Origin of the sequence: Jiangella alba, from assembly GCF_900106035.1 — a bacterium.
Classification (GTDB): domain Bacteria; phylum Actinomycetota; class Actinomycetes; order Jiangellales; family Jiangellaceae; genus Jiangella; species Jiangella alba.
Window position 1 is genome coordinate 2,632,006 of record NZ_FNUC01000003.1, and the last position, 25,558, is coordinate 2,657,563.

Genomic DNA, 25,558 nt, shown 5'->3' on the forward strand with positions numbered 1-25,558 from the left:
ATGTTGACACGCGCGGCGTTCACGGTCCAGACTCGGACCACGTTTGCAAGTGCAAATCAGCTTCGGGAGTCGCCATGCTTCGTCTCGCCGCCGCTCTCACGGCCGCTGCCGCCGTCGTCGCGACCATGTCGGTGTCGGCTGTGGCGGCGTCGGAGGGGCCGGTCGATCCGGGCAGCCGGATGATGCTGGTGCTGGACTCGTCCGGGTCGATGGCCGAGGCCACCCCGTCGGGCGGTACCAGGATCGACGCGGCGAAGGACGCGTTGCGGCAGGTCATCGCCGGGCTGCCGGACGACCAGGAGGTCGGGCTGCGCGTCTACGGCGCCGAGGTGTTCTCCCAGAACGACCCCGGCGCCTGCACCGACTCCCAGCTCATCGCCGCACCAGACACCGGCAACCGCGACGCGCTCACCGCCGCCCTGGACGACTACGAGCCCTACGGCGAGACGCCCATCGGCCACGCGCTGCAGGAAGCGGGGAAGGATCTCGGCACCGAGGGGCCGCGCACCATCGTGCTGGTCTCCGACGGCGAACCCACCTGCGCACCCGACCCGTGCGAGGTCGCCACCCAACTCGCCGGCGACGGCGTCGACGTGCGCATCGACGTCGTCGGCCTCGACGTCGACGAAGCAGCCCGCGACAAACTGCGCTGCATCGCCGACAACGGCCACGGCACCTACTACGACGCCAAAGACGCCGACGACCTCGTCAGATCCCTCGACACCTCCACCACCAGGGCATCCCGACCGTTCGACCTCACCGGCACCCCCATCCAAGGCACCGCCACCCCCGCCGACGCGCCGGTCATCACCACCGGCCAATACCTCGACACCGTCCCCCTCAACGACGGGCTCTGGTATCGGGTCGAACGGACCGTCCCCAACAGCACCATCCACGTCGGCATCGCGCACTACTCCGCCGACATCGGGAACATGGGCAACTGGATGTCGGTCTACCTCTACGCCGATCCCGACGGCGTGGAGTGCGGCGGCCGCAGCTCCTTCCCGTTGGGCAACGTCGGCTACACGGCGGCGATGACGTGGAGCGAGCTCCCCGACGACGCCTGCAACACGGCCGACGTCATCTACGTCCACGTCGACGAGGTGGCCAACATCCGGGCGGACCTGGCCGGCCAGCCGGTCGAGATGGTCGTGTACGAGGAGCCGCCGCTGGCCGACCCGTCCGGCCGCGACCTGGTCGCCGCACCCGACCCGCCGGCCTGGGAGACCATGGAACCCGGCGACCCGGTGACCGACGTCGTGCCGGGCACGTCGATCTCCAACGCTCCCGTGGTGTCCGACGGCACCTACGCGTTCGACATCAATCCGGGCGAGACGCAGGTCGTCGCGGTCGCGCTCGACTGGGGGCAGAATCTGCAGGCGCAGTTCGACGGCCTCGTGCCGGAGAAGACGAGCATCGATGTCGGGCCGACCGTCCAGATCTCCGGCCCCGTGCGCGACGCGGGAACGGTCGACTTCTACGGCAGCGCGCCCGCGGACTGGACCGGCGACACGTGGGGCATGATCGCCGCAGGGTCGCCGTACCGCACGGGCGCTCAGACGCTCACACTTGGCTACCTGAACCGGCTCGCGTTCACCGATGGGTCCAGCATGCCCGGACTCCGGTACGTCCAGGTGTCCTACGGCGACGTGGGCGACCCGCTCCCCTACACGCTGACGCTGAAGACCAACGGCACCGCCGGCGAGGGCGCCCCCGAGTACGCCGACGTCGACGGCCTCGCTCCCCCGACGGCCGATTCCGCGCTCGTCGGCGGCGGCTCCGAGGACGAGGAGGAGAACGAGGAGAACGGCGCGACGGACGACCCGACGCCGGGCGATGGCGGCACCGAGGAACAGGCGCTCAGCGGCGACGGCAGCAGCGGATCGGACCTGCCCTGGACGTCCATCGGGCTCGGCGCCGCCGGCGTGGTGGCGCTGGCCGGTGCCGGCTGGCTGGTGCGCCGGAACCGGGGCGCCGCGAACCAGGCCGGGAGCAACGGATGATCCGCCGCGTGGCCGCCGTCGCCGTCATCGCCGGCCTCGTCGCGACCATGTCGGTGTCGGCTGTGGCGGCGTCGGAGGGGCCGGTCGATCCGGGCAGCCGGATGATGCTGGTGCTGGACTCGTCCGGGTCGATGGCCGAGGCCACACCGTCCGGCGGCACCAGGATCGACGCGGCGAAGGACGCGTTGCGGCAGGTCATCGCCGGGCTGCCGGACGACCAGGAGGTCGGGCTGCGCGTCTACGGCGCCGAGGTGTTCTCCCAGAACGACCCCGGCGCCTGCACCGACTCCCAGCTCATCGCCGCACCAGACACCGGCAACCGCGACGCGCTCACCGCCGCCCTGGACGACTACGAGCCCTACGGCGAGACGCCCATCGGCCACGCGCTGCAGGAAGCGGGGAAGGATCTCGGCACCGAGGGGCCGCGCACCATCGTGCTGGTCTCCGACGGCGAACCCACCTGCGCACCCGACCCGTGCGAGGTCGCCACCCAACTCGCCGGCGACGGCGTCGACGTGCGCATCGACGTCGTCGGCCTCGACGTCGACGAAGCAGCCCGCGACAAACTGCGCTGCATCGCCGACAACGGCCACGGCACCTACTACGACGCCAAAGACGCCGACGACCTCGTCAGATCCCTCGACACCTCCACCACCAGGGCATCCCGCCCGTTCGACCTCACCGGCACCCCCATCGAAGGCGCCGCGACACCGGCCGACGCGCCGGTCATCACGACCGGGCAGTACCTCGACACGGTCCCAGCGGAGGGCGGGCTCTGGTACCGCGCCGAACGGACGGCGCCGAACAGCACCATCCACGTCGGCGTCACGCACCGGAGCATCGCGTTCGGCGCCATGGGTGACTGGGTCGCCGTGAGCACCCATCACCCCGGCGACGACCCCGCCGCGCCGGGCCTGTGCGGCGAGGGCACGTCCTTCCCGCTGGGGACGCTCGGGCACACGTCGGTGACGAGCTGGGTCGAGAACGCGGACAACCCCTGCAACACCGCCGACGAGGTCTACGTCCAGGTCGCGGTGCGCAAGGGCGACCTCGCCGGCGAACCGGTCGAGATCGCGGTCTACGAGGAGCCGCCACTGGCCGACCCGTCCGGCGGCGACCTGTTCCCCCGACCCCAGGAACCGGCCTGGACGCCGCTCGAGCCGGGCGAGCCGGTCACCGACGTCGTGCCCGGCACCTCCATCTCCAACGCGCCGGTCGTGTCCGACGGCAGCTACGCCTTCGACATCAACCTGGGCGAGACGCAGGTCGTCGCCGTCCCGCTCGGCTGGGGGCAGAACCTGCAGGCCCAGTTCGACAGCGCGCTGCCGACGGGTGCCGGCCTGGCGACGCACGGGCCCACCGTGCAGATCTCCGGCCCGGTGCGCGACAACGCCATGCTGGACTTCCTCGGCCGCGAACCCGACGACTGGACCGACGGCGTGTGGGGCGCGTTCCCCGAGGGCACGACGGCCTATCGCATCGGCGCGCAGACGCAGACCGTCGGCTACCTCAACCGCAACGGTGGCGGCGGCGCGAGCGTGCCGGGCCTGCGCTACGTCCAGGTCTCCTTCGACACGTCGGGCGATCCGCTGCCGTACACGCTGACGCTGAAGACCAACGGCACCGCCGGCGAGGGCGCCCCCGAGTACGCCGAGGTCGACGGCCTCACTCCCCCGGCCGCGGACTCCGCCCTGGTCGACGGCAGCGGCGGCGGCGAGCCGGACGGCGACCCGGCGCCGCGTGCCGAGCCGACCGAGGAGCAGGCGCTCAGCGACGGCGGCAGCGGAGAGGACCTCCCCTGGACGTCCATCGGGCTGGGCGCCGCCGGGCTGCTCGCGCTGGCCGGCGCGGCCTGGCTGGTGCGCCGGAGCAGAGCTACGTCAACGCCGTGACGACGGCCGCGACCACCAGGCCGGCTCCGACCACCGCGAGCGCCACCGCCGGCCACGGCCAGCGCCGGGACGGACGGGCGGGCGCAGGGCTCGCGTCGCCGAAGGGCACGGGGACCGACGTGGCCGGCGCGGACGGCGTCGGCCCGCCCGGACCCCAGCCGGCCGGCCAGGGCGGCAGCTGCTCGAACACCTCCACGGGCTCGGCGGACGGCGGGGGCGGCGGGATCGGGACCGCCCGCAGCGCGTCGAGCGCCGCCGCGGCCGACCCGAACCGCTCGGCCGGATCCGTCGCCACCAGCCGCGAGATCACCCCGGCCAGCGGGCCCGGCGGCACGGCCGGAGCCGACGGCGCCGCGTCCGGACGCCGGCCGGTGAGCAGCTCGGTCAGCACGATCCCGGTGGCGTAGAGGTCCTGCCGCGGATCCGGGTCGGCGCCGCGCCGGGCCTCCGGCGCCGAGTACCCGGGCGTGTGCACGACCTCCGCCGCGTGGGTCAGCCGCGGCTCGTCCATCCGGGCCGCGATGCCGAAGTCGGACAGCCGCAGCACGGGCGCACCGACCCCGGTCGGATCGAGCAGCAGGTTGGAAGGCTTGACGTCGCGGTGGACGAGGCCCGCCGCATGCACCGCGGCCAGCCCGGCCAGCAGCTGGCCGCCCAGCGTCGCCGTCCACCAGTCCCCCAGCGCGCCGTGATCGGCCAGCAGCACCGACACCGACCCACCGGCGACGATGGGCATGACGAACAGGACGCGGCCGTCGTCGGCCCACCAGCTGGACGGGGTGAGGACGTGCGGGTGGTCGACGCGGGTGGAGGACTCGCGGACGAAGCGCAGCAGCGCCGCGCCGTCGGACTGGCGCTGCAGCTTCGCCGCCCGGAAGACGCGTTCGCGCAGGTCCCAGACCCGCCACACGTCGCCCATGCCGCCGCGTCCGAGCACGTCGACCAGCTCGTAGCGGCCCGCGAACACCTCGCCCACGGATCAGACCCTAGCGAGCGCTCAGCTCTGCCGCTCCTCCACGCGCCCGTCCGACCACAACGTGTGGAAGACGCCGTCGCGGTCGACGCGGTGGTAGGTGTGGGCGCCGAAGAAGTCGCGCTGGCCCTGGATCAGCGCCGCCGGCAGCCGCGGCGCCCGCAGCGCGTCGTAGTAGGCCAGCGCGGTCGAGAAGCCGGGCGCCGGGATGCCCGACCGGGTCGCCGTGGCCACCACCTGCCGCCAGGCGTCCTGCGCCGCGCCCAGCTCGGCCGCGAACCCCTCGTCGGCGAGCAGGCTGGGCAGCGCCGGGTCCTTCGCGTACGCCGCGGTGATGCGGTCGAGGAAGGCCGCCCGGATGATGCAGCCGCCGCGCCAGATGCCGGCGATGGCGCCGAGGTCGAGCGTCCACGAGTACTCCGCACCGGCCGCCTGCAACTGGTGGAAGCCCTGCGCGTACGACACCAGCTTCGACGCGTACAGCGCCTGCTCGACCTGCGCGGCGAACGCTTCGGCCTCGTCGGCGGCCAGCGGCGACGGCGTCGGGCCGGCCAGCCCGCGGCCCACGGCGCGCTGGCCCGCGTGGCCGGACAGCGACCGCGCGAACACCGCCTCGGCGATGCCGCTGACCGGGACGCCGAGGTCGAGCGCGATCTGCACCGTCCACCGGCCGGTGCCCTTCTGCTCGGCCTGGTCGAGGACGACGTCGACGAACGGCTTCCCGGTGGCGGCGTCGACGTGCGCGAGCACCTCGGCGGTGATCTCGATGAGGTAGGAGTCGAGGCGGCCGGCGTTCCAGCCGCGGAACACCTCGGCGATGCGGGCCGGCTCGTACCCGGCGGCGTGCCGGAGCAGGTCGTACGCCTCGGCGATGAGCTGCATGTCGGCGTACTCGATGCCGTTGTGCACCATCTTGACGAAGTGGCCGGCGCCGTCGGGCCCGATGTGCGTGCAGCAGGGCGAGCCGTCGGCGGCCTTGGCGGAGATCTTCTCGAGCATCGGCCCGAGCGAGGCGTACGACTCGGCCGAGCCGCCGGGCATGATGCTGGGCCCATTCAGCGCGCCCTCCTCGCCGCCGGAGACGCCGGTGCCGACGAAGTGCAGCCCGCGCTCGCGCAGCGCCGCCTCGCGCCGACGGGTGTCGGCGAAGTGCGCGTTGCCGCCGTCGATGATCATGTCGCCCGGCTCGAGCAGCGGCGCGAACTCGTCGATGACGGCGTCGGTCGGCGCGCCCGCCTTGACCATGACGACCAGCCGGCGCGGCCGCTCCAGCGCGGCGACGAACTCCTCGGCGGTCTCGGCCGGCACGAACGTGCCTTCGTCGCCGAACTGCTCGACGAGCTCGCGGGTGCGGCTCGCGGTGCGGTTGTGCAGCGCGACGGTGTATCCGTTGCGGGCGAAGTTCCGCGCGAGGTTGCGGCCCATGACCGCGAGCCCGGTGACGCCGATCTGTGCCGTTCCAGCCATCAGTGCCTGCTCCTGTCGCGCCTGCCTGGTGTCTGACGGCGAGCCGCCGTCGGCACCAGTATGCCGAGCCGGCCGCGGCCGGTCAGAACGCGACCGGATCGCGGATCAGCGGGCAGGTCATGCAGTGGCCGCCGCCGCGGCCGCGGCCCAGCTCCGCGCCGACGATCGTCAGCACCTCGATGCCGGCCTCCTCCAGCGCCGCGTTGGTCTGGGTGTTGCGGTCGTAGGTGAACACGACCCCCGGCTCGACGGCGACGGCGTTGTTGCCGCTGTCCCACTGCTGGCGTTCGGACGCGTACACGTCGCCGCCGGTCTCGACGACGCGCAGGCGGTCGAGGCCGAGGGCCGCCGCGACGACGTCGACCAGCCGGGCGTCGCCCTCGTCGGTGACGTCGACGCCCGGCGGCCGGTCGCTCGGGCGCAGCGTGAACACGTGCAACGCGTCGACGATGCGCGGGAAGACGGTGACGACGTCGCGGTCGGCGAAGGTGAAGACGGTGTCCAGGTGCATGGCCGCGCGCAGCTTCGGCATGCCCGCGACGATGACGCGCTCGGCGGCGCCCTGAGCGAAGAGCGCGGCCGCGACCTGGGTGATCGCGTGCCGTGAGGTGCGCTCGCTCATGCCCATGAGCACGGTGCCGTTGCCGATCGGCATGATGTCGCCGCCCTCGAACGTCGCCCGGCCCCAGTGCCGCTCCGGGTCGCCCCACCAGACCGTCGAGCCCGCGTAGCCGGGGTGGAACGTGTAGATCGCCTTGTAGAGCAGCGTCTCGTCGTGCCGGGCCGGCCAGTACAGCGGGTTCATCGTCAGCCCGCCGTAGAGCCAGCAGGTCGTGTCGCGGGTGTAGAGGGTGTTCGGCAGCGGCGGCATCAGGTAGTCGCGGGCGCCGACGGACTCGCGCGCCAGCGCGCCGTAGCCGCACAGCTGGCCGTCCGGCAGGTCGCTCACCGCGAGCCCGCCGATGAGGAACTCGGCCAGCGCGGACGGCTCCAGCGACTCCAGGAAGGCGCGGGTGGTGTCGATGAAGCCGAGCCCGACCTGGTCGGCCGTCACCTTGCGGTCCAGCAGCCACGACCGCGCCTGCGCGTCCGCCATGGTCTGCGCCAGCAGGTCGTGCAGCTCGACCACCTCGACGCCGCGCCCGCGCAGCTGGCCGACGAAGTCCTGGTGGTCGCGCTGGGCCGACTCCACCCACAGGACGTCGTCGAAGAGCAGGTCGTCCGAGGTGGTCGGCGTCAGGCGACGGTGCGCGAGGCCGGGGCGGCAGACCAGCACCTTGCGCAGCCGCCCCACCTCCGAGTGGACGCCGTGGGCGGTGCCGTCGGTCATGGCGGAGTCCTTCCGTGCGAGGTCGGGTCAGAGGGTGATCCAGCCCTGGACCAGGGCGACGATGCCGACGACCGCCCCGGCCAGCGAGAGGGCCAGGATGACCAGCTCGCCGGGCGTGAACGGCGCGCGGCCCTGCTCGCGGCGCGCCAGCACGAACAGGACGGTGGCCGGCGCGTAGACGATGAACGAGACGAGCAGGTACTTCAGCCCGGCCGCGTACAGGAGGAACGCCGTGTACAGGGTGGCGAGCGCGCCGATGACGATCTCGCGCCGCACTCCCCCGGGCCAGCCGTCGTCGCGGCCGAGCGCCAGCTTCAGCGCGTAGCCCGCCGCGAGCAGGAACGGGATCAGCGTCAGCGCGCTGGTGAGGTTCAGCGCGAAGTTGAACGCGTTCTCGGAGAACGCCGTCACGATCAGCACCGCCTGGACCAGCACGGTCGTCAGCAGCAGCGCCGGGCCGGGCACGTCGGCGCCGGTCTTGCGGCCCAGGAACCGGGGCATGTCGTGGTCGGCGGCCGCGACGAACAGCACCTCGGCCGCCATCAGCGTCCACGCGAGGTACGCGCCGAGGACGGACACGATCAGCCCGACGCTGACGAACACCTCGCCCCACTGCCCCACCGCCGCCTCGAGCACGCCGGCCATCGACGGCTGCCGCAGCTCGGCCATCTCGTCGCTGGGCAGGATGCCGTAGGACACGATGGTGACCGAGGCGAAGATGCTCAGCACCATCGCGAAGCCCAGCAGCGTCGCCCGGCCGACGTCCTGGCGCCGGCGGGCGTGCCGCGAGTACACGCTGGCGCCCTCGACGCCGAGGAAGACGAACACCGTCACCAGCATCGTGCCCCTGACCTGCTCGTACAGCGAGCCCAGGCTGCCGCCGCTCCAGTTGTCGGCGAACACCTGCGGGTCGAGGTAGAACACGGCGAGGATGACGAAGACGATGATCGGGATGACCTTCGCCACGGTGACGATGCGGTTGATCGCCGTGGCCTCCTGCACGCCACGCCTGATCAGCAGATAGAACGTCCACAGGCCGACGCTGCTGATCACGATGGCCAGCGCGGTGTCGCCGTCGCCGAGCGCCGGGGCGATGGCGCCCACCGTCGACATGATGAGCACCCAGTAGGTCACGTTGCCGACGCACGCGCTGGCCCAGTACCCGAAGGCGGAGAAGAAGCCCAGGTACTCGCCGAAGCCGGCCTTCGCGTACGCGTACACCCCGGCGTCGAGGTCGGGCCGCCGGACGGCGAGCGTCTGGAAGACGAACGCCAGCATGAGCATGCCGCTGCCGGCGACCACCCAGGCCACCAGCGCCCCGGCCACGCCGGTCTCGCTGCCGAACCGCTGCGGCAGCGAGAAGACGCCGGCGCCCACCATCGAGCCGACCACCATGGCCGTGAGGGTCGCCAGCGTCACCTTCTGTGCGGACTGTGCCACCGATGTCTCGGCCATCCCGGCCCCCGCCGAAGATCCGCTAGATCGTTTCGGCGAGGCTAACGCACTCTCATCGGGAGAATCGGGACTTCCGCAAGATTGGCACTCGGGTGACACGCCCAGACGTCACTCGGGTGACACCCGGCGCTCGATGTAGCGGGCGACGCCTTCGAGCACGAGATCGAGGCCGAACGCGAAGTCGTCGCCGAGCCATTCGTCGTCGGGCTCGGCGTAGCCGTCGAAGGACTCGTCGGCGACGATGCGGGCCAGCACCGGGTGCTCGGCGGGGTTGACGAACGACGTCAGCATGCGGCCGTAGGCCTGGTCCCAGGCCGCCTGCGGCACGCCGGTGCGCTTCTCGACGTCGGCCAGCGTGGTGGCCAGCTGGGCGTGCCCGCGGACGAAGCCGCTGAGCACGACCAGGATGCCGAGCATCTCTCCCCCGCTGAGCCCGGTCTCGTCGAGCGCGGCGAGCGCCTGCTCCATGCGCTTGATCTGGTTGGGGCCCATCGGCGGCGCGTTCATCGGGACGTCCAGGGCCCAGCGCCGGCGCCGGTAGATGTCGGCGGTGTCGGTGGCCCACCAGCGCAGCTTGTCGCGCCAGCCGGTCAGCTCGGGCGGGATGTCGGGCACCACGGACGCGTGCTCGACCATGAGCTCGAGCAGGTCGGTCTTGCTGGGCACGTACCGGTACAGCGACATCGTGGTGTACCCGAGCTCGTCGGCCACCCGTCGCATGGAGACCGCCGCCACCCCTTCGGCGTCGGCGATGGCGATGCCGGTGTCGACGATCTGCCGCAGCGACAGCGCGGGCTTGGGCCCGCGGGTCGGCGGCGCCTGGACGTCCCACAGCAGGTCGAGCGTGCGGTTCGGATCGGCCTGACGCTGGTCGGTGGCCATGCTCCCCCTTCGTCGGTGGCGTGCGCTTGACGCCCATCCTAGAACTGTGTACAACATAAACCAAGCGATATACGCCATAAACAGTTTAAGGGAGGGTGGCAGTGACCACGAACGACGCGGCGATCGCCGCACAGGGGCTGCGCAAGCGATACGGCAACGCCTACGCACTGGACGGGCTGGACCTCACGGTCGAGCGCGGGGTCGTGCACGGCCTGCTCGGCCCCAACGGCGCCGGCAAGACCACCGCCGTCCGCATCCTGTCGACGCTGCTGCGCTTCGACGAGGGCAGCGCCCGGGTCGCGGGGCACGACGTCGTCGCCGAGCCCGACGAGGTGCGCCGCCGCATCGGCCTGACCGGCCAGTACGCCGCGGTCGACGAGACGCTGTCCGGGCGGCAGAACCTGGTGATGTTCGGCCGGCTCTACCACCTGGGTGCGCGGCAGGCGCAGCGGCGGGCCGACGAGCTGCTCGAGCAGTTCGCGCTCACCGACGCCGCCGACCGCTCCGGCCGGACGTACTCCGGCGGCATGCGGCGCCGGCTCGACCTCGCGGCCAGCCTGATCCTGGCGCCCGAGGTGCTGTTCCTCGACGAGCCCACCACGGGTCTCGACCCGCGCAGCCGCAACGACGTCTGGGACGCGGTCCGCTCCCTGGTCGCAGGCGGCACCACGGTGCTGCTGACGACGCAATACCTGGAGGAGGCCGACCAGCTGGCCGGGCGCATCTCCGTCATCGACACCGGCCGCGTCGTCGCCGAGGGCACCGCCGACGAGCTGAAGGCGCGCATCGGCGGCGACCGCATCGAGGTCGTCGTCCGCGACGGCGCCCAGCTCGGCGCCGCGGCCGCCGTCGTCGCCCGTATCGGCACCGCCGAGCCCGAGGTGGACGCCGACACCCGGCGGGTCAGCGCGCCCGTGGCCGACCGCATGGCCGCGCTCACCGACACCGTCCGCGAGCTCCAGGCCGCCGGTGTCGTCGCCGAGGACATCGGCCTGCGCCGTCCGACCCTCGACGAAGCCTTCCTGCACCTCACCGGCCACAGCGCCGATCACGCAGCCACCGCGAACGAGGAGACCGCCGCATGAGCATCACGCTGCAGCAACCGCCCACCCTGGTCGCTCCCCCGCCGGCCCGCACGCCGCTGGCCCGGCTGCGCTGGGCGCTGGCCGACGGCTGGGTGATGACGAAGCGCAACCTGTCGCACGTCGTGCGGGCGCCCGAAGAGGTCGTCATCTACTTCACCCTGCCGATCATGTTCGTCCTGGTCTTCGGGTACGTGTTCGGCAGCGGCATGGCGCTGCCCGGCGGCGGCGACTACCGCGAGTTCCTGCTGCCCGGCGTGTTCGCGATGACCATGCTGTACGGGCTCGGCGCCACCGCCACGAGCATCGCCTTCGACGTCGACCGCGGCGTCGTCGACCGGTTCCGGTCCATGCCGATGGCCCGCTCGGCCCTGGTCGTCGGGCGCAGCGGGGCCGACCTCGTCCGCGCCCTGCTGGAGATGGCGACCCTGGTGGTGTGCGGGCTGCTGGTCGGCTGGCAGTGGCGGGGCGGCATCGGCGACGCGCTGGCGGCCGTCGGGCTGATCCTGCTGCTGCGGTTCGCGATCACCTGGATCGGCATCTACCTCGGCCTGGTCGTGCCGAACCCGGACACCGTCGGCGTGATCGTCTTCCCGGCGGCGTTCCCGCTGACGGCGCTGTCCAACGTGTTCGTCGCGCCGGAGCTGATGCCGGGCTGGATGGGCGCGGTGTCGGAGTGGAACCCGCTGTCCTCGACGGTGGCCGCGGCGCGCGAGCTGTTCGGCAACCCCGGCTTCGGCGGCGATTCGTGGGCCGCGCAGCACAGCCTGCTGCTGGCCGTCGCCTGGCCGCTGCTGATCCTCGCGATCTTCGTGCCGCTGTCCATCCGCCGCTACCAGAAGCTCAGCCGCTGACCCGTTGCCCTCGCCGCCCCGGCGGAGCACGCTGGAGGGAGACCGTTCGGTCCGCTCCGGGGAGGTCGGGGACCATGCACGCACACGACGGTGACCACCTGGTGGTCGAGGGCACGAAGGTCGGCTCGGGCGGCGCGAGGGCGAGGTGCTCGAGGCGCACGGGCCCGACGGCGGCCCGCCGTTCCTGGTCCGCTGGTCCGACGGCGCGCAGTGCCTGGTCTACCCGGGCACCGACGCCCACGTCGTCCCGGCGGCGCCGGCGACACCGGCGGACGGCTGAGCACGGCCCGGCCGTCTCCGCCGGAGGGTCCGTGACCCCGCGGGTCATACGCAGCACAAGTAACTCGTCATTACCAGAGTCCTATTGCTCCCGGTTAGTCTGCTCTTCCACGACCCCGCCCGGAGCCGCCATTCATGCCAGGACGCCACGCCTCGCACCGACCGGCCGCGCCCTCGCCCTGGCCGCGCCGGCTCGGCCTGTCCGTCATGGCGGTCGCGCTGATCGGGGCGGCCGGGCTCGGCGTCGTGTCGATCCTGGACCGTGGTGACAGTGAGTGCGGCGCGACGCTGCCGGTCACCGTCGTCGCCGACCCGACGCTCGCGCCGGTGCTCACCGAGCTCGCCCGCACCTACACCGACAGCGAGCCGCGGCAGGGCGACCGATGCGTCGAGATCGACGTCGCGGCCAGCACCGCGGCCGCGGCCGTGCCGACGTTCGGCGGCGAGGAGGCGCCGGACCTGTGGATCCCCAAGACCCGCGCGTTCGGCCCGGCCGTCGACGACGGACTGATCGAGCCGCTGGCCAACGTCGCGCTGTCGCCGCTGGTCGTGGCGATGCCGCAGGACGCGGCCGCGGCCGTCGCGGGTGCGGACGCGCAGATCTCGTGGGCCGCGCTCGTGCAGGGCGACGGGCCCGCGGTCATCGCCGATCCCGCCGCCACCGACGAAGGGCTGGCCAGCCTGGTCGCCGTCCGCACCGCGCTGGGCGACCAGATCGAGGCCGACCAGCTGGTCGAGGTCATGACGCAGGTCTCGCAGGCGTCCGTGCCCACCGTCGACGACGCGCTCGCCGCCACGGCCGAGGCGCCGGCCGCCATCACCGCGACCGAGCAGTCCGTCGTCGCCTACAACCGCGACCCGTCCGGCCCGCGCCTCACCGCCCTCTACCCCGCCGAGGGCACCTTCGGGTTCGACTACCCGGCGTTCGCCGTCACCGGCGCCGACGACGACTCCGACGCCCGTGCGGCCGCCGCCGCGTTCGTCACCCACCTCGAGACGGAGGAGGCCCAGGACACGCTGCACCGGGCCGGGTTCCGCAGCCCCGACGGCACCGCGGCCGCCGACGCGGGCATCGTCGACGGCATCCGTGCGGCGCTGCCCGAGCTGCTGCCCGCACCCGCCCCGGAGCTGATCGCCGAACTGTCCCGGCAGTGGGCGGCGCTCTCGCTGGACATGCGGATGCTCGCCGTCATCGACGTGTCCGGGTCGATGAACGAGCAGGTGAACGGCGGCGCCACCCGCATCGAGCTGACCCGCGACGCCGCGCTGGAGGCGCTGACGCTGTTCCCGCCGGACGCCTCCGTCGGGCTGTGGGCGTTCTCGATCGAGCAGGACCCGCCGAACGACTACATCGAGCTGGTCGAGGTCGGGCCGATGAACGAGCGGCTGCTCAACGGCAGCACCCGGCAGGAGGCACTGGTCATCGCGTCGGAGTCGCTGCCGTCGCGGGCCGAGGGCGGCACCGGGCTCTACGACACCGCCTGGGCCGCGTTCCAGTCGATGCGCAGCGGCTACCAGGCCGGCATGGTGAACTCGGTGGTGCTGCTCACCGACGGCCGCAACGAGGACGACCCCGACGGCATCGACCTCGAGACACTGCTCACCCAGCTCACCGCCCAGTTCGACCCGGCCGAGCCGGTGCCGATCATCACCATCGGCATGGGCCCCGAGGCCGACATGGAGGCGCTGCAGCAGATCTCCGCCGCCACCGGCACGACGGCCTACCACGCCGAGGATCCCAGCGACATCAAGGCCGTGTTCATCCAGGCCATGATCGAACGGCAGTGCCGCCCCAACTGCTGACCGCGTGGCGCGCCTGTCCGGTTTCGGCTGCGGCGAACCCTATGATCTTGGGTCGACGAGCGCCCGAGGGAGGTGGCTGCCGTGAACAACCTGTCGTGGCCGGCCACCATCATCCTCGGCATCGTCCTGGGGCTCATCGCGGGCGCGGCCGAGAACGCGGGCGTGGGGCGGGACCAGCCGTCGGCGAGCCCGCCGGCGTCGGCGTCGCCCGGCACCGGCTCGGACGACGACTCCGGTGGCGGCGGGTCGGGTGGCGGGTCCGGCGGCGGCTCGGGTGGCGGTGAGACCAACCCCGACACCGGCGGCGCCGCCGAGGAGAACACCGTCACCCTCACCTTCGACGACGGCCCGCACCCGGTGTACACCCAGCAGGTGCTCGAGCTGCTCGAAGAGCACGACGCCATCGCCGTCTTCTGCATGGTCGGCCAGCGCGCCCGCGAGCACCCCGAGGTCGTCCGCCAGGTCGTCGACGCCGGTCACGCCCTGTGCAACCACACCGACAGCCACGACGAGCAGTTGTCCGGGCGCACCCGCGAGCAGATCGAGCAGCAGATCGGCGAGACCGACGAGGCCCTCGACGACGCCGTCGGCGGCGACACCGAGGTGCGCTGGTTCCGCCAGCCGGGCACGTACGTGCAGCCGCAGGTCAGGCCGGTCCTCGACGACGAGAAGCTGGAGCCGCTGGACTGGACGGTCGACCCACGCGACTGGTCGCGCCCCGGCTCGGCGTCGATCGTGCAGGACGTTCTCGGGCAGGTCGAGCCCGGGTCGGTCATACTGCTGCACGACGGCGGCGGCGACCGGTCGCAGACGGTCGCGGCCCTCGACCAGATCCTGACCGGCCTCGACGCCGCCGGCTACCGCTACGTCCTGCCTGGAGACCCATGACCCGCCCCGTCGCCGTCGTCGACATCGACGGCGTCCTCGCCGACGTCCAGCACCGGCTGCACCACCTGAAGCGGCGGCCGAAGGACTGGGCCGGCTTCTTCGGCGCGATGGGCGACGACACGCCGTACGCCGAGGGCATCGAGCTGGTGACGCTGCTGGCGCACGAGCACGAGGTGGTCTACCTCAGTGGCCGGCCCGAGCGCACCCGCGCCGTCACCCGGTCGTGGCTGGCCGCCAACGGCGCACCGGCCGGCACCATCATGCTCCGCCCCGACGACGACCGCCGCCCGGCCCGCCAGTTCAAGGTCGGCGTGCTGCGCCGGCTGGCGGCACACCGCGAGGTCGCCATGCTGGTCGACGACGATCCCGCCGTCTGCTCCGCCGCCCGGGCCGCCGGGTTCACCGTCTACGAGGCCGAGTGGGGCCGCTCCGACCCCACGCTGTTCGGCGCCCAGGAGACCGACGGTCGCACCTAGTGTCGTGCGTCGCTCATTCGTTGACAACGCTGGCCGTCGCCAGGGGTGACGATACCCACCTTCATGATCATCAACCTTTTGCGCTGTCATGACGACCGAGAAGGTGGATGAAAACGGCCGGTCCGGGTGGCGGGGCAGGACTACGACCAGACCGTCCACACGGCGCCTGTCAACTGGATTCAGACGCGCGGCACTTAGGTCACCAGCAGCGACTTGCCGACGGTCGCACGGGCCTCCAGCGCCGTGTGCGCGTCGGCGGCCCGGTCCAGCGGATGGGCGGCGGCGATGACGGGGCGCAGCCGTCCGGCGGCGGCGAGCGCCAGCGCCGCGGCGAGCAACTCGCGGACGGCCGCCCGATCAAGCCGCGTGGCCAGGGCGTTCGTCACCTCGATGCGCCGGTTCGCGGCCCGCTCGGCATCGACCTCGGTGAACCCGCCGCCGGCGGTGCCGTAGGTGACGAACCGGCCGCCACGCGCGACCGTCTCGAAGGCCGCCGCGCCGAGCCCGCCGGGCCCGCCGCCGGCCCCGTCGAACGCGACCTCCACGCCGTCGCCGCCGGTGGCCGCGCGGACCCGATGCTGCCAGCCATCCTCGCCGTAGTCGACGGTCAGGTCGGCACCGAGGTCGCGGGCGAGGGCCAGCTTGCGCTCCCCGCGGGCGGCCGCGACCACCCGGGCGCCGGCCGCCGTGGCGAGCTGGACCAGCAGCGATCCCGCTCCTCCGGCGGCGGCCGCGATCAGCACGGTGTCGCCGGCGGCTACCGGCGCGTGGCGGAGCAGGCCGAGCGCCGTCACGCCGTCGTGCAGCAGCGCGGCCGCGTCGGTCCAGCCGACGCCGCCGGGCAGCTCGACCAGCTCGTCGAGGCCGGCGGTCATCCGGTCCGCGTAGCCGCCGGAGCCGCGGGCCAGCACCCGGCGGCCCACCCAGCCGGGGTCGACGCCTGGGCCGGTGGCGACGACGGTGCCCGCTCCCCCGCCGCCGGGCACGTACGGCGGCCGCAGCGGGAAGTGCTCGCCGCCCCAGCCGCCGCGCAGCAGGGTGTCCAGGTAGATCACATCGGCGGCCGCCAGCGCGATGACGACCTGTCCCGGCCCGGCGACCGGGTCCGGGACCTCGCGGGCGACCAGGACCTCCGGCCCGCCGAACTCACGTACCTCGATGGCTCGCATGCCGGCAGTCTGCGACCTCAACCACTGTTGAGGTCAAGCCAGCAGCAGCGCCGCCAGCGCGCCGGCCAGCATCGGCGGGCCGAACGGCAGGCTCGTCCGCCGGCCCGCCCGCCCCACCGCCAGCAGCACGATCCCGATCAGCCCGCCGGCCAGGAACGCCAGGAACACCCCGCCGGCGACCGTGGACCAGCCGGCCCAGCCCAGCAACAGTCCCAGCGACGCCGACAGCTTCACGTCGCCGAGGCCGAGGTCGGCCGGGCGGAGCAGCGCCAGCAGCAGGTAGAAGGCCAGGCACGCGGCGGCGGCCGCCCAGGCGCGTCCGTAGGCGCTCCAGTCGCCGGTGAGGGCGGCGGCGACCGTCAGCCAAGCGCCGGCCGCGCCGAACGCCGTCAGGGTGAGCCAGTCGGGCAGCAGCTGGGTGCGCAGGTCGACGTACGCCATCGCGACGCCGAGCAGCCCCACCGCGAGGTAGGCCGGCAGGTCCTCGGGCGCGGTCGCCGCGCCGTCGCGGGCGATCGTCAGCAGCGCCCACACCGCCGCCGTCGCGACGGCCAGCCAGGCCGCCAGCCGGGGCGCGGCGGCCAGTTCCCGGTACGGCACCGGCGTCGGCGGCCGGCCGCCCTCGATCAGCTCCGGGGACACCGGCTCGGCGGCCGCCGGTTCGGTGGCCGGGACGGTGACCGGAGGGCGGTCCGGGATGCGCGCGATCAGCCGCGGCAGCAGGGCGCCGGCGAGCAGGCCGGCCGCCGCCAGGACGAGCGCGAGGGTCACGCGCGGGCGCCGATCGCCGCGAGCGCCGCCGACCGCAGCACGTCGACCGGGACGTCGGCGCCGGTCATCAGGCGCACCTGGCCGACCGCCTGGTGGGCGAGCAGGTCCAGGCCGCTGGCCACCACGCCGCCGGCCGCCTGCCACGCCGCCGCCACCGGCGTCGGCCACGGGTCGTACACGACGTCGAACAGCACCCGGTCGGTGGCTCCGGCCGCGGCGACGGCGGTCGCGAGCTCGTCCAGCGCGCCGGACGGCGCCGTCGTCACCGTGACGCCGGCGTCGGCGCAGGCCGGCAGGACGGCCCAGGGCGCGGGCTCGGCCGGGTGGCCCAGCGCGGCCGCCACGGCCAGCGCCGCCTCGGCCCGGGCCGCGGACCGGACGTGCACGTGCACCGGGCCGCTCTCCAGGAACGCCAGCGCCGCCAGCACGCTCGCCGCCGTCGCGCCGCCGCCCCACAGGCACACCGGAGCGGCCACGGCCGCCCCGGCCTCGCGCAGGGTCGCCACGATGCCCGGCACGTCGGTGTTGTCGGCGTCCCAGCCGCCGTGGTCGCGGCGGACCAGGGTGTTCGCCGCGCCGACCGTGGCCGCCACATCGGAGGCCGACGTCGCGAGGTCGAGCGCCACCCGCTTGAGCGGCATCGTCAGGGAGAGACCCCGCCAGCCCGCTCCGAGCGAAGCCACGAACCCGGCCAGCCCGGCCTCGTCGACCTCGTGCGCGGTGTACTCCCAGTCCAGCCCGAGCTGCCGGTACGCGGCGCGGTGGATCACCGGCGACAACGAGTGCGCGATCGGCGAGCCGAGCACCGCGCAGCGGGTCAGCACAGGTCGCTCTCCGTGCAGTACTCGTCCAGCCGGGCGATGTTCGCGTCGTGGTCCGCGGCGGTGACGGCGAACGCGGTCTCGCCGGTCTCCAGGTTGACGGCGACGAAGTAGCAGCTGCCGTCGCTGGCCGGGTTGAGCGCAGCCGCCAGCGCCGCGTCGCCGGGGGCCGCGATGGGGCCGGGTGGCAGGCCGGACACCAGGTAGGTGTTGTACGGCGATTCGCTCTGCCGCTGCTCCGGCGACGTGTAGACCGTCGAGTAGTCGTCGAAGGCGTAGTGGACGGTGGAGTCCATCTGCAGCCGCTCCCTCACCACGCCATTGGCAGCGCAGGCGCCGGTGAGGCGGTTGTAGACGACCTCGGCGACCTTGGGCATGTCCTCCTCGCGGCGCACCTCGCGCTGGACGATGCTGGCGACCGTGACGATCTCGCGCGGTGTGTAGCCGAGCGCCTCGGCGCGGCTGACGAGGTCGACGTCGGTGGCGGTCTGCTCGAAGCGGGCCACCATCGAGGCGACCAGCGACTCGGGCGTCACCTCGCCGCCGAGGTCGTACGAGGCCGGATAGAGGAAGCCCTCGGCCTCGCCCTCGGCGTACTCGGGCAGCGTCGCGGCGTCGACGGCGGCCTGCAGCTCCTCGGCGGTGAAGCCGGACGCCTCGGCCAGCCGGTCGACGGTCTGGCGGACGCGCAGGCCCTCGGGCAGCGACACCCGCGCGCCGCCCTCGCCCGCGACCAGCGCGGCGACGGCGTCGGCGGCGGTCATCTCGCTGCGCAGCACGTAGTTGCCGGGCTGGATGCCACGGGACTCGGGGTTGTCGTCGGCGGCCGCGATGAACGCGTCCTGGCTGGCGACGATGCCGGCGTCGACCAGCGTGGCGCCCATGGCCCGCAGCGTGGCGCCGTCCTGGATGGTGACCGGTACCTCGCCGGTGCCCGGGCCCGGGAAGTCCTCGGGCTCGCCGAACAGGCCGTCGACGCTGTTGAGCACCGCATTGCCGCCGTAGTAGACGCCGCCCAGAACCGCGCCGATGACGGCCAGCGAGGCCAGCACCGCCACGAACGAACCGAACCGGCTGCGTTTGCGCCTGCGGCGGCGCTGCCGCCGGGGGCGGACGATCTCCTCCTCCGACGTGAACAGGTCACTCATCCGATACCGTCAGCACCTCTCCAGGCGGCTCGCCGGTCGCACGTTCGGCGTCCAGCGCATCTTGCAGGATCACCATCGCCGCGGCCTGGTCGACCGCGGGACGTCCAGCACGCGACGAGACACCGCTGGCTCGCATCCCGCGCGCGGCGACGGTCGTGCTCAGTCGTTCGTCGACCAGCCGCACCGGGCATGGTGCCACATATCGGGCCAAATCGGCACCAAAGGCGCGGGCATGCGCGGCCGCCGCGTGTTCCTTCCCATCGAGACTACGCGGTAATCCGAGGACGATCTCGATCGCCTCGTACTCGTGCGCCAGATCGCGGAGCCGCCGCAGGTCACCCTTCCCGCGGCGGACCGTCTCGACCGGCGTGGCGATCAGCCCGCCGGGGTCGCACGACGCGACCCCGATGCGGACCGTTCCGACATCGACCCCCAGTCTGACGCCGCGCCGCACTATCGCGTCACGGCTTGGCCGATAGCGTGCTCGACCTGCGTCAACGCCTCACCGACCTTGCTCGCGTCGGTGCCGCCGCCCTGCGCGACGTCGTCCTTGCCGCCGCCCCCGCCGCCGAGGGCCTGCGCCGCCACCCGCACCAGCGCGCCGGCCTTGACGCCCCACTCGCGGCCGGGCTCGTTGACAGCGACGACGACGCTGGGCCGCCCACTCTCGCCGACCCCGGCCACCGCGACCACCGCGGGCCGCTCGGCGCCGAGCCGGCCGCGGACGTCCAGCGCCAGCGAGCGCAGGTCGTCGGCGGCGGTGCCGTCGGGCGCGGCGTGCGTCACGAGCGACACGCCGTAGACGTCGCGAGCGGCCGCGGCCAGTTCGGCCGCGCGCTCCCCCAGCTGCGACGACCGGGCCTTGGCGAGCTCCTTCTCCGCGTCGCGGACCTGCGCGACGAGCCGCTCGACCCGCTCGGGCAGTTGGTCGGGCTGCACCTTGAGGAGGTCGGCCAGCTGGCTGACCAGCGTGCGCTCCTTCGCCAGGTGCCGGAAGCCCTCGATGCCGACGAACGCCTCGACCCGGCGCGAGCCCGCGCCGACCGAGCTCTCGCCGGTCAGCGTGACCAGGCCGACCTGCGACGAGTGCGCGACGTGCGTGCCGCCGCACAGCTCGCGCGACCACGCGCCGCCCATCTCGACGACGCGCACCTCTTCGTCGTACGTCTCGCCGAACAGCGCCAGCGCGCCGAGCTCGCGGGCCCGCTCGAGCGGCATGTAGGTGGCCGAGACGGCGTGGTCGCGGCGGACCGCGAGGTTGGCGACCTCCTCGACCTCGCTGCGGGTCTGCGCGCCCAGCGCCTGCCCCCACGCGAAGTCGAGCCGCAGGTAGCCGGGCTTGTTGTACGACCCGCTCTGCAACGCCTGCGGGCCGAGCACCTGGCGCAGCGCGGCGTGCACGATGTGCGTGCCGGAGTGCGCCTGGCAGGCGCCGACGCGCCACTCCTGGTCGACCTTGGCGTGGACGTCCTGGCCGCTGATGACCTCGCCTTTGAGCACCTTCACCCGGTGCACGACGAGGCCCTTGACCGGGCGCTGGACGTCGAGCACCTCCAGCTCGAAGCCGTCGCCGGTGATGACGCCGGCGTCGCTGTCCTGGCCGCCGGACTCGGCGTAGAACGGCGTGCGCTCGAGCACGACCTCGAGCGTCTCGCCCTCGCTGGCGCCCGGGACGGCGACGCCGTCCATCAGCAGGCCGCGGACCTTGCTGTCGGTCTCGAGCTCCTGGTAGCCGGTGAACGGCGTGGCGCCGGCGTCGCGCAGCGCGCGGTAGGCGCTGGTGTCGGCGCCGCCCGTCTTCTTCGCCTTCGCATCGGCCCGGGCCCGCTCGCGCTGCTCGGTCATGAGCCGGCGGAAGTGCGCCTCGTCGACCTTCAGCCCCTGCTCGGAGGCCATCTCGAGGGTGAGGTCGATCGGGAAGCCGTAGGTGTCGTGCAGCTTGAACGCGGTGTCGCCGGGCAGCGCGAACTCGCCGGCCCGCTTGGTCTCGTCGGCGGCGAGGTCGAAGATCTGCGTGCCGGTCTGCAGCGTGCGCCGGAACGCCTCCTCCTCGGCGTACGCGACGGAGGAGATGCGGTCGAAGTCCTTCTCCAGCTCGGGGTACGCCGCCTTCATGCAGTCCTTCGCGACCGGCAACAGCTCAGGGATGCTGGTGCCGTCGACGCCGAGCAGCCGCATGGCCCGCACGGAGCGGCGCAGCAGCCGGCGCAGCACGTAGCCGCGGCCCTCGTTCGAGGGCGTGACGCCGTCGCCGATGAGCATGAGCGAGCTGCGGACGTGGTCGGCGACGACCCGCATGCGGACGTCGTCGCCGTGGTCGGCGCCGTAGCGCTTGCCGGAGAGGTCGGCCGCGCGCTGCAGCGTCGGGCGGACCTGGTCGATCTCGTACATGTTGTCGACGCCCTGCAGGAGGTACGCGACGCGCTCGAGGCCCATGCCGGTGTCGATGTTCTTCGACGGCAGGTCGCCGACGACGACGAAGTCGTCCTTCGCCTTCACGTCGGTGATCTGCTCCTGCATGAAGACCAGGTTCCAGATCTCCAGGAAGCGGTCCTCGTCGACCACCGGGCCGCCGTCGGGGCCGTGCTCCGGGCCGCGGTCGACGTAGATCTCGCTGCACGGGCCGCCCGGGCCGGGCTGGCCGGTGTGCCAGTAGTTGTCGAGCAGGCCGCGGCGCTGGATGCGCTCGTCAGGCAGGCCCGCGACCTTCTTCCACAGCTCGGCGGCTTCGTCGTCGTCGTGGTAGACGGTGACCCAGATGCGGTCCTCGGCGAAGCCGTAGCCGCCGTCGTCGCGGGACTTCGTGATGAGGTCCCAGGCGTACCCGATGGCGCCTTCCTTGAAGTAGTCGCCGAACGAGAAGTTGCCGTTCATCTGGAAGAACGTGCCGTGCCGGGTGGTCTTGCCGACCTCTTCGATGTCGCCGGTGCGGATGCACTTCTGCACGCTGGTGGCGCGCTGCCACGGCGGCGTCTGCTGCCCGGTGAGGTACGGGATGAACGGCACCATGCCCGCCACCGTGAACAGCAGCGACGGGTCGGGCGAGATCAGCGAGGCGCTGGGGACGACGGCGTGCCCGTTCTGCTCGAAGTGGTCGAGGAACCGGCGCCGGATCTCGGCGGTCTCCATGGTCAGAACGTGCCTCTCGAGTGCGGGTGGAACAGGTCGTCGACGGCGTCGGGGTCGGCGACGCCCTGCGTGCCGGTGCCGTCGGGCGCGATGCCCAGCGCGTAGCGCAGCTCGGCGTCGCGCTCGGCCATGCCGGCACGCACCTCGTCGGTGAACTCGCGGACGGCGTCGCCGAGGGTGCGCAGGCCGCCGGCGACGCGGTCGGCCGCGCCCTCGGGCGTCAGGCTCTCGGCCGCCTTGGTGAGCCGGCGGACCACCAGCACCCCGGCGGTGGCGCCGAGCGCGATCCAGAACAGCTTGCCCATCACCGGCTCCCGAACCGCCGGCGGCGGCCGTTGCCGGCGGCAGCGCCGTCGCGGCGGGCGGCGATGGCCCGGCGCACGCCGTACGTGAACGCGGCCGTGCGCACCAGCGGGCCGCCCAGCGTGGCCGCGAACAGCGACGACATGGCGGCGACGTTGGTGGTGACGGTCTGCGCGTTCGACGTGATGGCGTCGATGCGCTGCAACTGCGCGTTCGTGGAGGCGAGCAGCTCGTTGGTCTCGTCGACCGTGGTGGCCGTCTTCGCGACGTGCTCCTGGCGCAGGTCGCGCACGACGAGGGTGAACTCGTCGACGGTGCGGCCCAGCTTGAGTATCGGCACGGCGAGGAAACCGACCAGTGCCACCAGGGCAGCGGCGGCCAGCAACCCGGCGACTTCGCCTACGGACATGGGTGGAGCTGCCTCTCTTCGGAAGGTCGTCTCAAACGTCTGACCCTACCGCGCCGGACCACCCGGCGCGGTCACGACCGGGAGACGGCCGCGGGTCGGGCCGCGGGTGCTCGCCCGGGCGTCGGCAGCATGTCCATGTCCTCCAGGGTAGGCGACCTCAGCGCAGCCCGGCCAACGCTTTGTCCAGCGCCTTCGCCCGCGCCTGCGGTGTGCGGGTCTTCATCAGCGCGAGCAGGATCGCGTACCGGCCGCTCTTCGTCAGCGCGTCGAACGCGGCGGCCTTGGCCGGGTCCGCCGCCAGGGCCGCGGCGAGGTCGTCCGGCACGGTGGCGGTGGCCTGCGACGCGTACGCCGCCGCCCACCGCCCGTCCGCCTTCGCCGCCTCGACCTCGGCCAGCCCGCCGGGACGCATGCGGCCGGCCGCCGTCAGCTCCTCGACCAGCGCGACGTTGACCGCCGACCACGGGCTGCCCTTGCGCCGCGGCGAGTAGCGCTGCAGGAAGTACTGGTCGTCGCCGCGGCGGCGGACGCTGTCGATCCAGCCGTGGCACAGCGCCACCTCGAGCGCCGCCCGGATCGTCAGGCCCGGCGCGCTCTTGCGCGCGATGCGCAGGACGACGCCGTCGCTGCTGTCGTGGTGCGCGGCCAGCCAGGCGTCCCAGCCGGCCGCGTCCACGAACGTGAGCGCGTCGCTCACGCGCCCGCCCCGTCCGCCATGGCCTTCCAGTGCGGGTTGTACATGAGGCCGAGCAGGTTGCCGAACGGGTCGGCGACGGTGGCGTTGGCGAACCCCTCGGCGCGGTCGACCCGCGGCTGGTGCACCGTGGCGCCCAGCTCGACCAGCCGGGCCAGCGTGCCGTCGAGGTCGTCGACGTGCCAGTTCATGACCGCCCCGCCCGGCGCGTCCGGCGTGGTGGGGTCGGCCGGCGACCGCCAAGCGCGGTTGATGACGCCGAACTCGTCCTGGTGGTCGCCGATGCGCCACTCGTAGTAGCCGACCATGCCCGACGCCGGGTCGATCGCCTCGAAGTACGGCTCCAGGCCGAGCACCTCGGTGTACCACTCGCGGGCCGCCGCCATGTCGTCGGCGTAGAAGTTCAGGGTGCAGAAGCCGCGCAGTTCGATGCTCATCGATCTCTCTCTTTCGTCTCTGTTCCCTTGCTGGTGAGAACGACACTACGGGCGGTTGTGGAACGTACGGTTCCTCAATCGGTGGCAGACTCTCTCTCATGTTGGAGACGTCGGTACGGCTGCTGCGGCTGTTGTCGTTGCTGCAGGTCAGGCGGGAGTGGTCGGGTTCGGAGCTGGCGACGCGGCTGGAGGTGACCACGCGCACCGTCCGCAACGACATCGAGCGGCTGCGGATCATGGGCTACGAGGTCGAGTCGTTCACCGGCCCGGCCGGCGGCTACCGCCTCGGCGCCGGGACGTCGCTGCCACCGCTCGTGCTGGACGACGACGAGGCGGTCGCGGTGGCGCTGGGGCTGCGCGCGGCCGCCGCGGGTTCGATCACCGGCATCGAGGAGACGTCGCTGCGGGCGCTGGCCAAGCTCGAGCGCACCCTGCCGTCGCGGCTGCGGCACCGCGTCGACGCGCTCCGCTCCGCCACGGCGTCCGCCCCGGGCGTCGGCGGCCGGGTCGACGCCGACGTGCTGACGGCGGTCGCGGCGGCGGTGCACGGGCACGAGCAGCTGCGGTTCGACTACGCCGGCCACGACGGCGAGTCGTCGGTGCGGCGGACCGAGCCGCACCAGCTCGTCTACACCGGCCGCCGCTGGTACCTGCTCGCCTGGGACCTCGACCGCGACGACTGGCGCACGTTCCGGGCCGACCGCGTGCGGCCGCGCATTCCCACCGGCCCCCGGTTCACGCCCCGCCCGCCACCGGGCGGCGACGCCGTGGCGCACGTCCTGAGCGGCGTCGGGTCGCGGGCGTACCGCGAGCAGGCCAGGGTGCGGCTGGACGCGCCGATCGAGGTGGTCCGCGACAAGATCACCGCGCTCGGCGGCCTCGTGACGGAACTGGAGGACGGCAGTTGCCTCCTCCAGACCGGCGGCGACTCCTGGCACGACCTCGCCGGCTATCTCGGCAGCCTCGGGGTGCCGTTCGAGGTGCTCGACCCGCCGGAACTGCGCGACCACCTGCGCTCGTTGGCCGAGCGCTACCTCGCCGCCGCGGGTTGATCGGCTGACGGTCCGCGCTCCCCGGCAGTGCCCGGGTGGAGCCCCCGCCTCCGCCGGCCGTGCCGGGGGCCGAACGCCGCCGGCGGACCGTCCGCCCTTCCCCGGCCGTGCCCGGGGACCCAGCCCGCCTCGGCCTAGCGCGCCTCCGCCGGCCGACCGGCCGGCCTCCCCGCGGCACCCGCGGCCGAGCGACCACGGCGCCCGGGCCGCGGCATCCTCCCCTGCTCCTTTCCTCCATGTC

Annotated in this window: 24 protein-coding genes; 9 read left to right on the top strand and 15 right to left on the bottom strand. The window is 73.3% G+C overall.

Annotated elements, in window-relative coordinates:
• Positions 1 to 74 precede the first annotated feature (74 nt).
• Both BLV02_RS14580 and BLV02_RS14585 read left to right on the top strand, forming a co-directional pair.
• A complete protein-coding gene (locus BLV02_RS14580) occupies positions 75 to 2,003 on the top strand; it encodes a vWA domain-containing protein (protein WP_074946342.1) in 1,929 nt (642 codons plus the stop codon).
• Complete coding sequence (locus BLV02_RS14585) at positions 2,000 to 3,895, top strand: vWA domain-containing protein (RefSeq protein ID WP_074946344.1); 1,896 nt, start codon at positions 2,000 to 2,002, stop codon at positions 3,893 to 3,895. The genes BLV02_RS14580 and BLV02_RS14585 overlap by 4 nt, the downstream gene beginning before the upstream one ends.
• Here the strand turns inward: BLV02_RS14585 and BLV02_RS14590 are convergent.
• From BLV02_RS14590 to BLV02_RS14610, 5 genes are all read right to left on the bottom strand, one after another.
• Complete coding sequence (locus BLV02_RS14590; RefSeq protein ID WP_069111948.1) at positions 3,879 to 4,871, bottom strand: serine/threonine-protein kinase; 993 nt, start codon at positions 4,869 to 4,871, stop codon at positions 3,879 to 3,881. The genes BLV02_RS14585 and BLV02_RS14590 overlap by 17 nt on opposite strands.
• Positions 4,872 to 4,892: 21 nt before the next feature.
• Positions 4,893 to 6,335: an NADP-dependent phosphogluconate dehydrogenase gene (gndA, locus tag BLV02_RS14595; RefSeq protein WP_069111947.1), complete on the bottom strand. Its 1,443-nt coding sequence runs from the start codon at positions 6,333 to 6,335 to the stop codon at positions 4,893 to 4,895.
• An 82-nt stretch (positions 6,336 to 6,417) separates the two neighbouring features.
• Entirely contained in the window at positions 6,418 to 7,665 is a 1,248-nt protein-coding gene (locus tag BLV02_RS14600; protein WP_069111946.1) for an arginine deiminase, read from the bottom strand.
• Between the two features lie 27 nt (positions 7,666 to 7,692).
• Complete coding sequence (locus BLV02_RS14605; RefSeq protein ID WP_069111945.1) at positions 7,693 to 9,120, bottom strand: basic amino acid/polyamine antiporter; 1,428 nt, start codon at positions 9,118 to 9,120, stop codon at positions 7,693 to 7,695.
• A 108-nt stretch (positions 9,121 to 9,228) separates the two neighbouring features.
• Complete coding sequence (locus BLV02_RS14610; RefSeq protein WP_069111944.1) at positions 9,229 to 10,002, bottom strand: TetR/AcrR family transcriptional regulator; 774 nt, start codon at positions 10,000 to 10,002, stop codon at positions 9,229 to 9,231.
• Between the two features lie 101 nt (positions 10,003 to 10,103).
• Here BLV02_RS14610 and BLV02_RS14615 point away from each other — a divergent pair, with 101 nt between their 5' ends.
• From BLV02_RS14615 to BLV02_RS14640, 6 genes are all read left to right on the top strand, one after another.
• Positions 10,104 to 11,087, top strand: coding sequence for an ATP-binding cassette domain-containing protein (locus BLV02_RS14615; protein ID WP_069111943.1), 984 nt, complete (start codon positions 10,104 to 10,106; stop codon positions 11,085 to 11,087).
• Entirely contained in the window at positions 11,084 to 11,938 is an 855-nt protein-coding gene (locus BLV02_RS14620) for an ABC transporter permease (protein ID WP_216094259.1), read from the top strand. The genes BLV02_RS14615 and BLV02_RS14620 overlap by 4 nt, the downstream gene beginning before the upstream one ends.
• Positions 11,939 to 12,083: 145 nt before the next feature.
• On the top strand, positions 12,084 to 12,218 hold the full coding sequence (locus BLV02_RS14625) for a DUF1918 domain-containing protein (RefSeq protein WP_074946346.1): 135 nt from the start codon (positions 12,084 to 12,086) through the stop codon (positions 12,216 to 12,218).
• A gap of 134 nt (positions 12,219 to 12,352) precedes the next feature.
• A complete protein-coding gene (locus BLV02_RS14630) occupies positions 12,353 to 14,020 on the top strand; it encodes a substrate-binding domain-containing protein (protein WP_069111942.1) in 1,668 nt (555 codons plus the stop codon).
• An 81-nt stretch (positions 14,021 to 14,101) separates the two neighbouring features.
• Complete coding sequence (locus tag BLV02_RS14635; protein WP_141711614.1) at positions 14,102 to 14,908, top strand: polysaccharide deacetylase family protein; 807 nt, start codon at positions 14,102 to 14,104, stop codon at positions 14,906 to 14,908.
• Positions 14,905 to 15,384: a phosphatase domain-containing protein gene (locus BLV02_RS14640; protein WP_069111941.1), complete on the top strand. Its 480-nt coding sequence runs from the start codon at positions 14,905 to 14,907 to the stop codon at positions 15,382 to 15,384. Before BLV02_RS14635 ends, BLV02_RS14640 begins: the two co-directional genes overlap by 4 nt.
• Positions 15,385 to 15,578: 194 nt before the next feature.
• On the opposite strand, the gene BLV02_RS14645 is transcribed toward BLV02_RS14640, so the two are convergent.
• The 10 genes from BLV02_RS14645 to BLV02_RS14690 all read right to left on the bottom strand — a co-directional run bounded on the left by BLV02_RS14645 (position 15,579) and on the right by BLV02_RS14690 (position 24,265).
• A complete protein-coding gene (locus BLV02_RS14645; protein ID WP_069111940.1) occupies positions 15,579 to 16,553 on the bottom strand; it encodes a zinc-binding dehydrogenase in 975 nt (324 codons plus the stop codon).
• Positions 16,554 to 16,586: 33 nt separating this feature from the next.
• Positions 16,587 to 17,324, bottom strand: coding sequence for a prepilin peptidase (locus tag BLV02_RS14650; RefSeq protein WP_069111939.1), 738 nt, complete (start codon positions 17,322 to 17,324; stop codon positions 16,587 to 16,589).
• A complete protein-coding gene (locus BLV02_RS14655) occupies positions 17,321 to 18,145 on the bottom strand; it encodes a shikimate dehydrogenase (protein WP_083288737.1) in 825 nt (274 codons plus the stop codon). The genes BLV02_RS14650 and BLV02_RS14655 overlap by 4 nt, the downstream gene beginning before the upstream one ends.
• Complete coding sequence (gene mltG / locus BLV02_RS14660; protein ID WP_069111937.1) at positions 18,142 to 19,293, bottom strand: endolytic transglycosylase MltG; 1,152 nt, start codon at positions 19,291 to 19,293, stop codon at positions 18,142 to 18,144. Before mltG ends, BLV02_RS14655 begins: the two co-directional genes overlap by 4 nt.
• Positions 19,286 to 19,747, bottom strand: coding sequence for a Holliday junction resolvase RuvX (ruvX, locus tag BLV02_RS14665; RefSeq protein ID WP_069111936.1), 462 nt, complete (start codon positions 19,745 to 19,747; stop codon positions 19,286 to 19,288). The genes mltG and ruvX overlap by 8 nt, the downstream gene beginning before the upstream one ends.
• A complete protein-coding gene (gene alaS / locus BLV02_RS14670; RefSeq protein ID WP_069111935.1) occupies positions 19,747 to 22,422 on the bottom strand; it encodes an alanine--tRNA ligase in 2,676 nt (891 codons plus the stop codon). The genes ruvX and alaS overlap by 1 nt, the downstream gene beginning before the upstream one ends.
• 2 nt (positions 22,423 to 22,424) lie before the next feature.
• Positions 22,425 to 22,727, bottom strand: coding sequence for a DUF6167 family protein (locus tag BLV02_RS14675; RefSeq protein WP_069111934.1), 303 nt, complete (start codon positions 22,725 to 22,727; stop codon positions 22,425 to 22,427).
• Entirely contained in the window at positions 22,727 to 23,134 is a 408-nt protein-coding gene (locus tag BLV02_RS14680; protein WP_069111933.1) for a DUF948 domain-containing protein, read from the bottom strand. The genes BLV02_RS14675 and BLV02_RS14680 overlap by 1 nt, the downstream gene beginning before the upstream one ends.
• Before the next feature lie 157 nt (positions 23,135 to 23,291).
• Positions 23,292 to 23,831, bottom strand: coding sequence for a YdeI/OmpD-associated family protein (locus BLV02_RS14685; RefSeq protein ID WP_069111932.1), 540 nt, complete (start codon positions 23,829 to 23,831; stop codon positions 23,292 to 23,294).
• Positions 23,828 to 24,265, bottom strand: a complete 438-nt coding sequence (locus BLV02_RS14690; RefSeq protein ID WP_069111931.1) for a VOC family protein — start codon at positions 24,263 to 24,265, stop codon at positions 23,828 to 23,830. Before BLV02_RS14690 ends, BLV02_RS14685 begins: the two co-directional genes overlap by 4 nt.
• A 98-nt stretch (positions 24,266 to 24,363) precedes the next feature.
• Between BLV02_RS14690 and BLV02_RS14695 the strand changes: the two genes are divergently transcribed.
• Positions 24,364 to 25,317 carry a helix-turn-helix transcriptional regulator gene (locus tag BLV02_RS14695; RefSeq protein WP_069111930.1) on the top strand — a complete coding sequence of 318 codons (954 nt, stop codon included), beginning with the start codon at positions 24,364 to 24,366 and terminating at the stop codon, positions 25,315 to 25,317.
• The last annotated feature ends 241 nt before the right edge of the window (positions 25,318 to 25,558 follow it).

Coding starts and splice junctions, on each gene's coding strand:
- BLV02_RS14580 (WP_074946342.1), top strand. CDS start 75: ATGCTTCGTCTCGCCGCCGCTCTCACGGCCGCTGCCGCCGTCGTCGCG.
- BLV02_RS14585 (WP_074946344.1), top strand. CDS start 2,000: ATGATCCGCCGCGTGGCCGCCGTCGCCGTCATCGCCGGCCTCGTCGCG.
- gndA (WP_069111947.1), bottom strand. CDS start 6,335: ATGGCTGGAACGGCACAGATCGGCGTCACCGGGCTCGCGGTCATGGGC.
- BLV02_RS14600 (WP_069111946.1), bottom strand. CDS start 7,665: ATGACCGACGGCACCGCCCACGGCGTCCACTCGGAGGTGGGGCGGCTG.
- BLV02_RS14605 (WP_069111945.1), bottom strand. CDS start 9,120: ATGGCCGAGACATCGGTGGCACAGTCCGCACAGAAGGTGACGCTGGCG.
- BLV02_RS14610 (WP_069111944.1), bottom strand. CDS start 10,002: ATGGCCACCGACCAGCGTCAGGCCGATCCGAACCGCACGCTCGACCTG.
- BLV02_RS14620 (WP_216094259.1), top strand. CDS start 11,084: ATGAGCATCACGCTGCAGCAACCGCCCACCCTGGTCGCTCCCCCGCCG.
- BLV02_RS14630 (WP_069111942.1), top strand. CDS start 12,353: ATGCCAGGACGCCACGCCTCGCACCGACCGGCCGCGCCCTCGCCCTGG.
- BLV02_RS14640 (WP_069111941.1), top strand. CDS start 14,905: ATGACCCGCCCCGTCGCCGTCGTCGACATCGACGGCGTCCTCGCCGAC.
- BLV02_RS14645 (WP_069111940.1), bottom strand. CDS start 16,553: ATGCGAGCCATCGAGGTACGTGAGTTCGGCGGGCCGGAGGTCCTGGTC.
- mltG (WP_069111937.1), bottom strand. CDS start 19,293: ATGAGTGACCTGTTCACGTCGGAGGAGGAGATCGTCCGCCCCCGGCGG.
- alaS (WP_069111935.1), bottom strand. CDS start 22,422: ATGGAGACCGCCGAGATCCGGCGCCGGTTCCTCGACCACTTCGAGCAG.
- BLV02_RS14675 (WP_069111934.1), bottom strand. CDS start 22,727: ATGGGCAAGCTGTTCTGGATCGCGCTCGGCGCCACCGCCGGGGTGCTG.
- BLV02_RS14680 (WP_069111933.1), bottom strand. CDS start 23,134: ATGTCCGTAGGCGAAGTCGCCGGGTTGCTGGCCGCCGCTGCCCTGGTG.
- BLV02_RS14690 (WP_069111931.1), bottom strand. CDS start 24,265: ATGAGCATCGAACTGCGCGGCTTCTGCACCCTGAACTTCTACGCCGAC.
- BLV02_RS14695 (WP_069111930.1), top strand. CDS start 24,364: ATGTTGGAGACGTCGGTACGGCTGCTGCGGCTGTTGTCGTTGCTGCAG.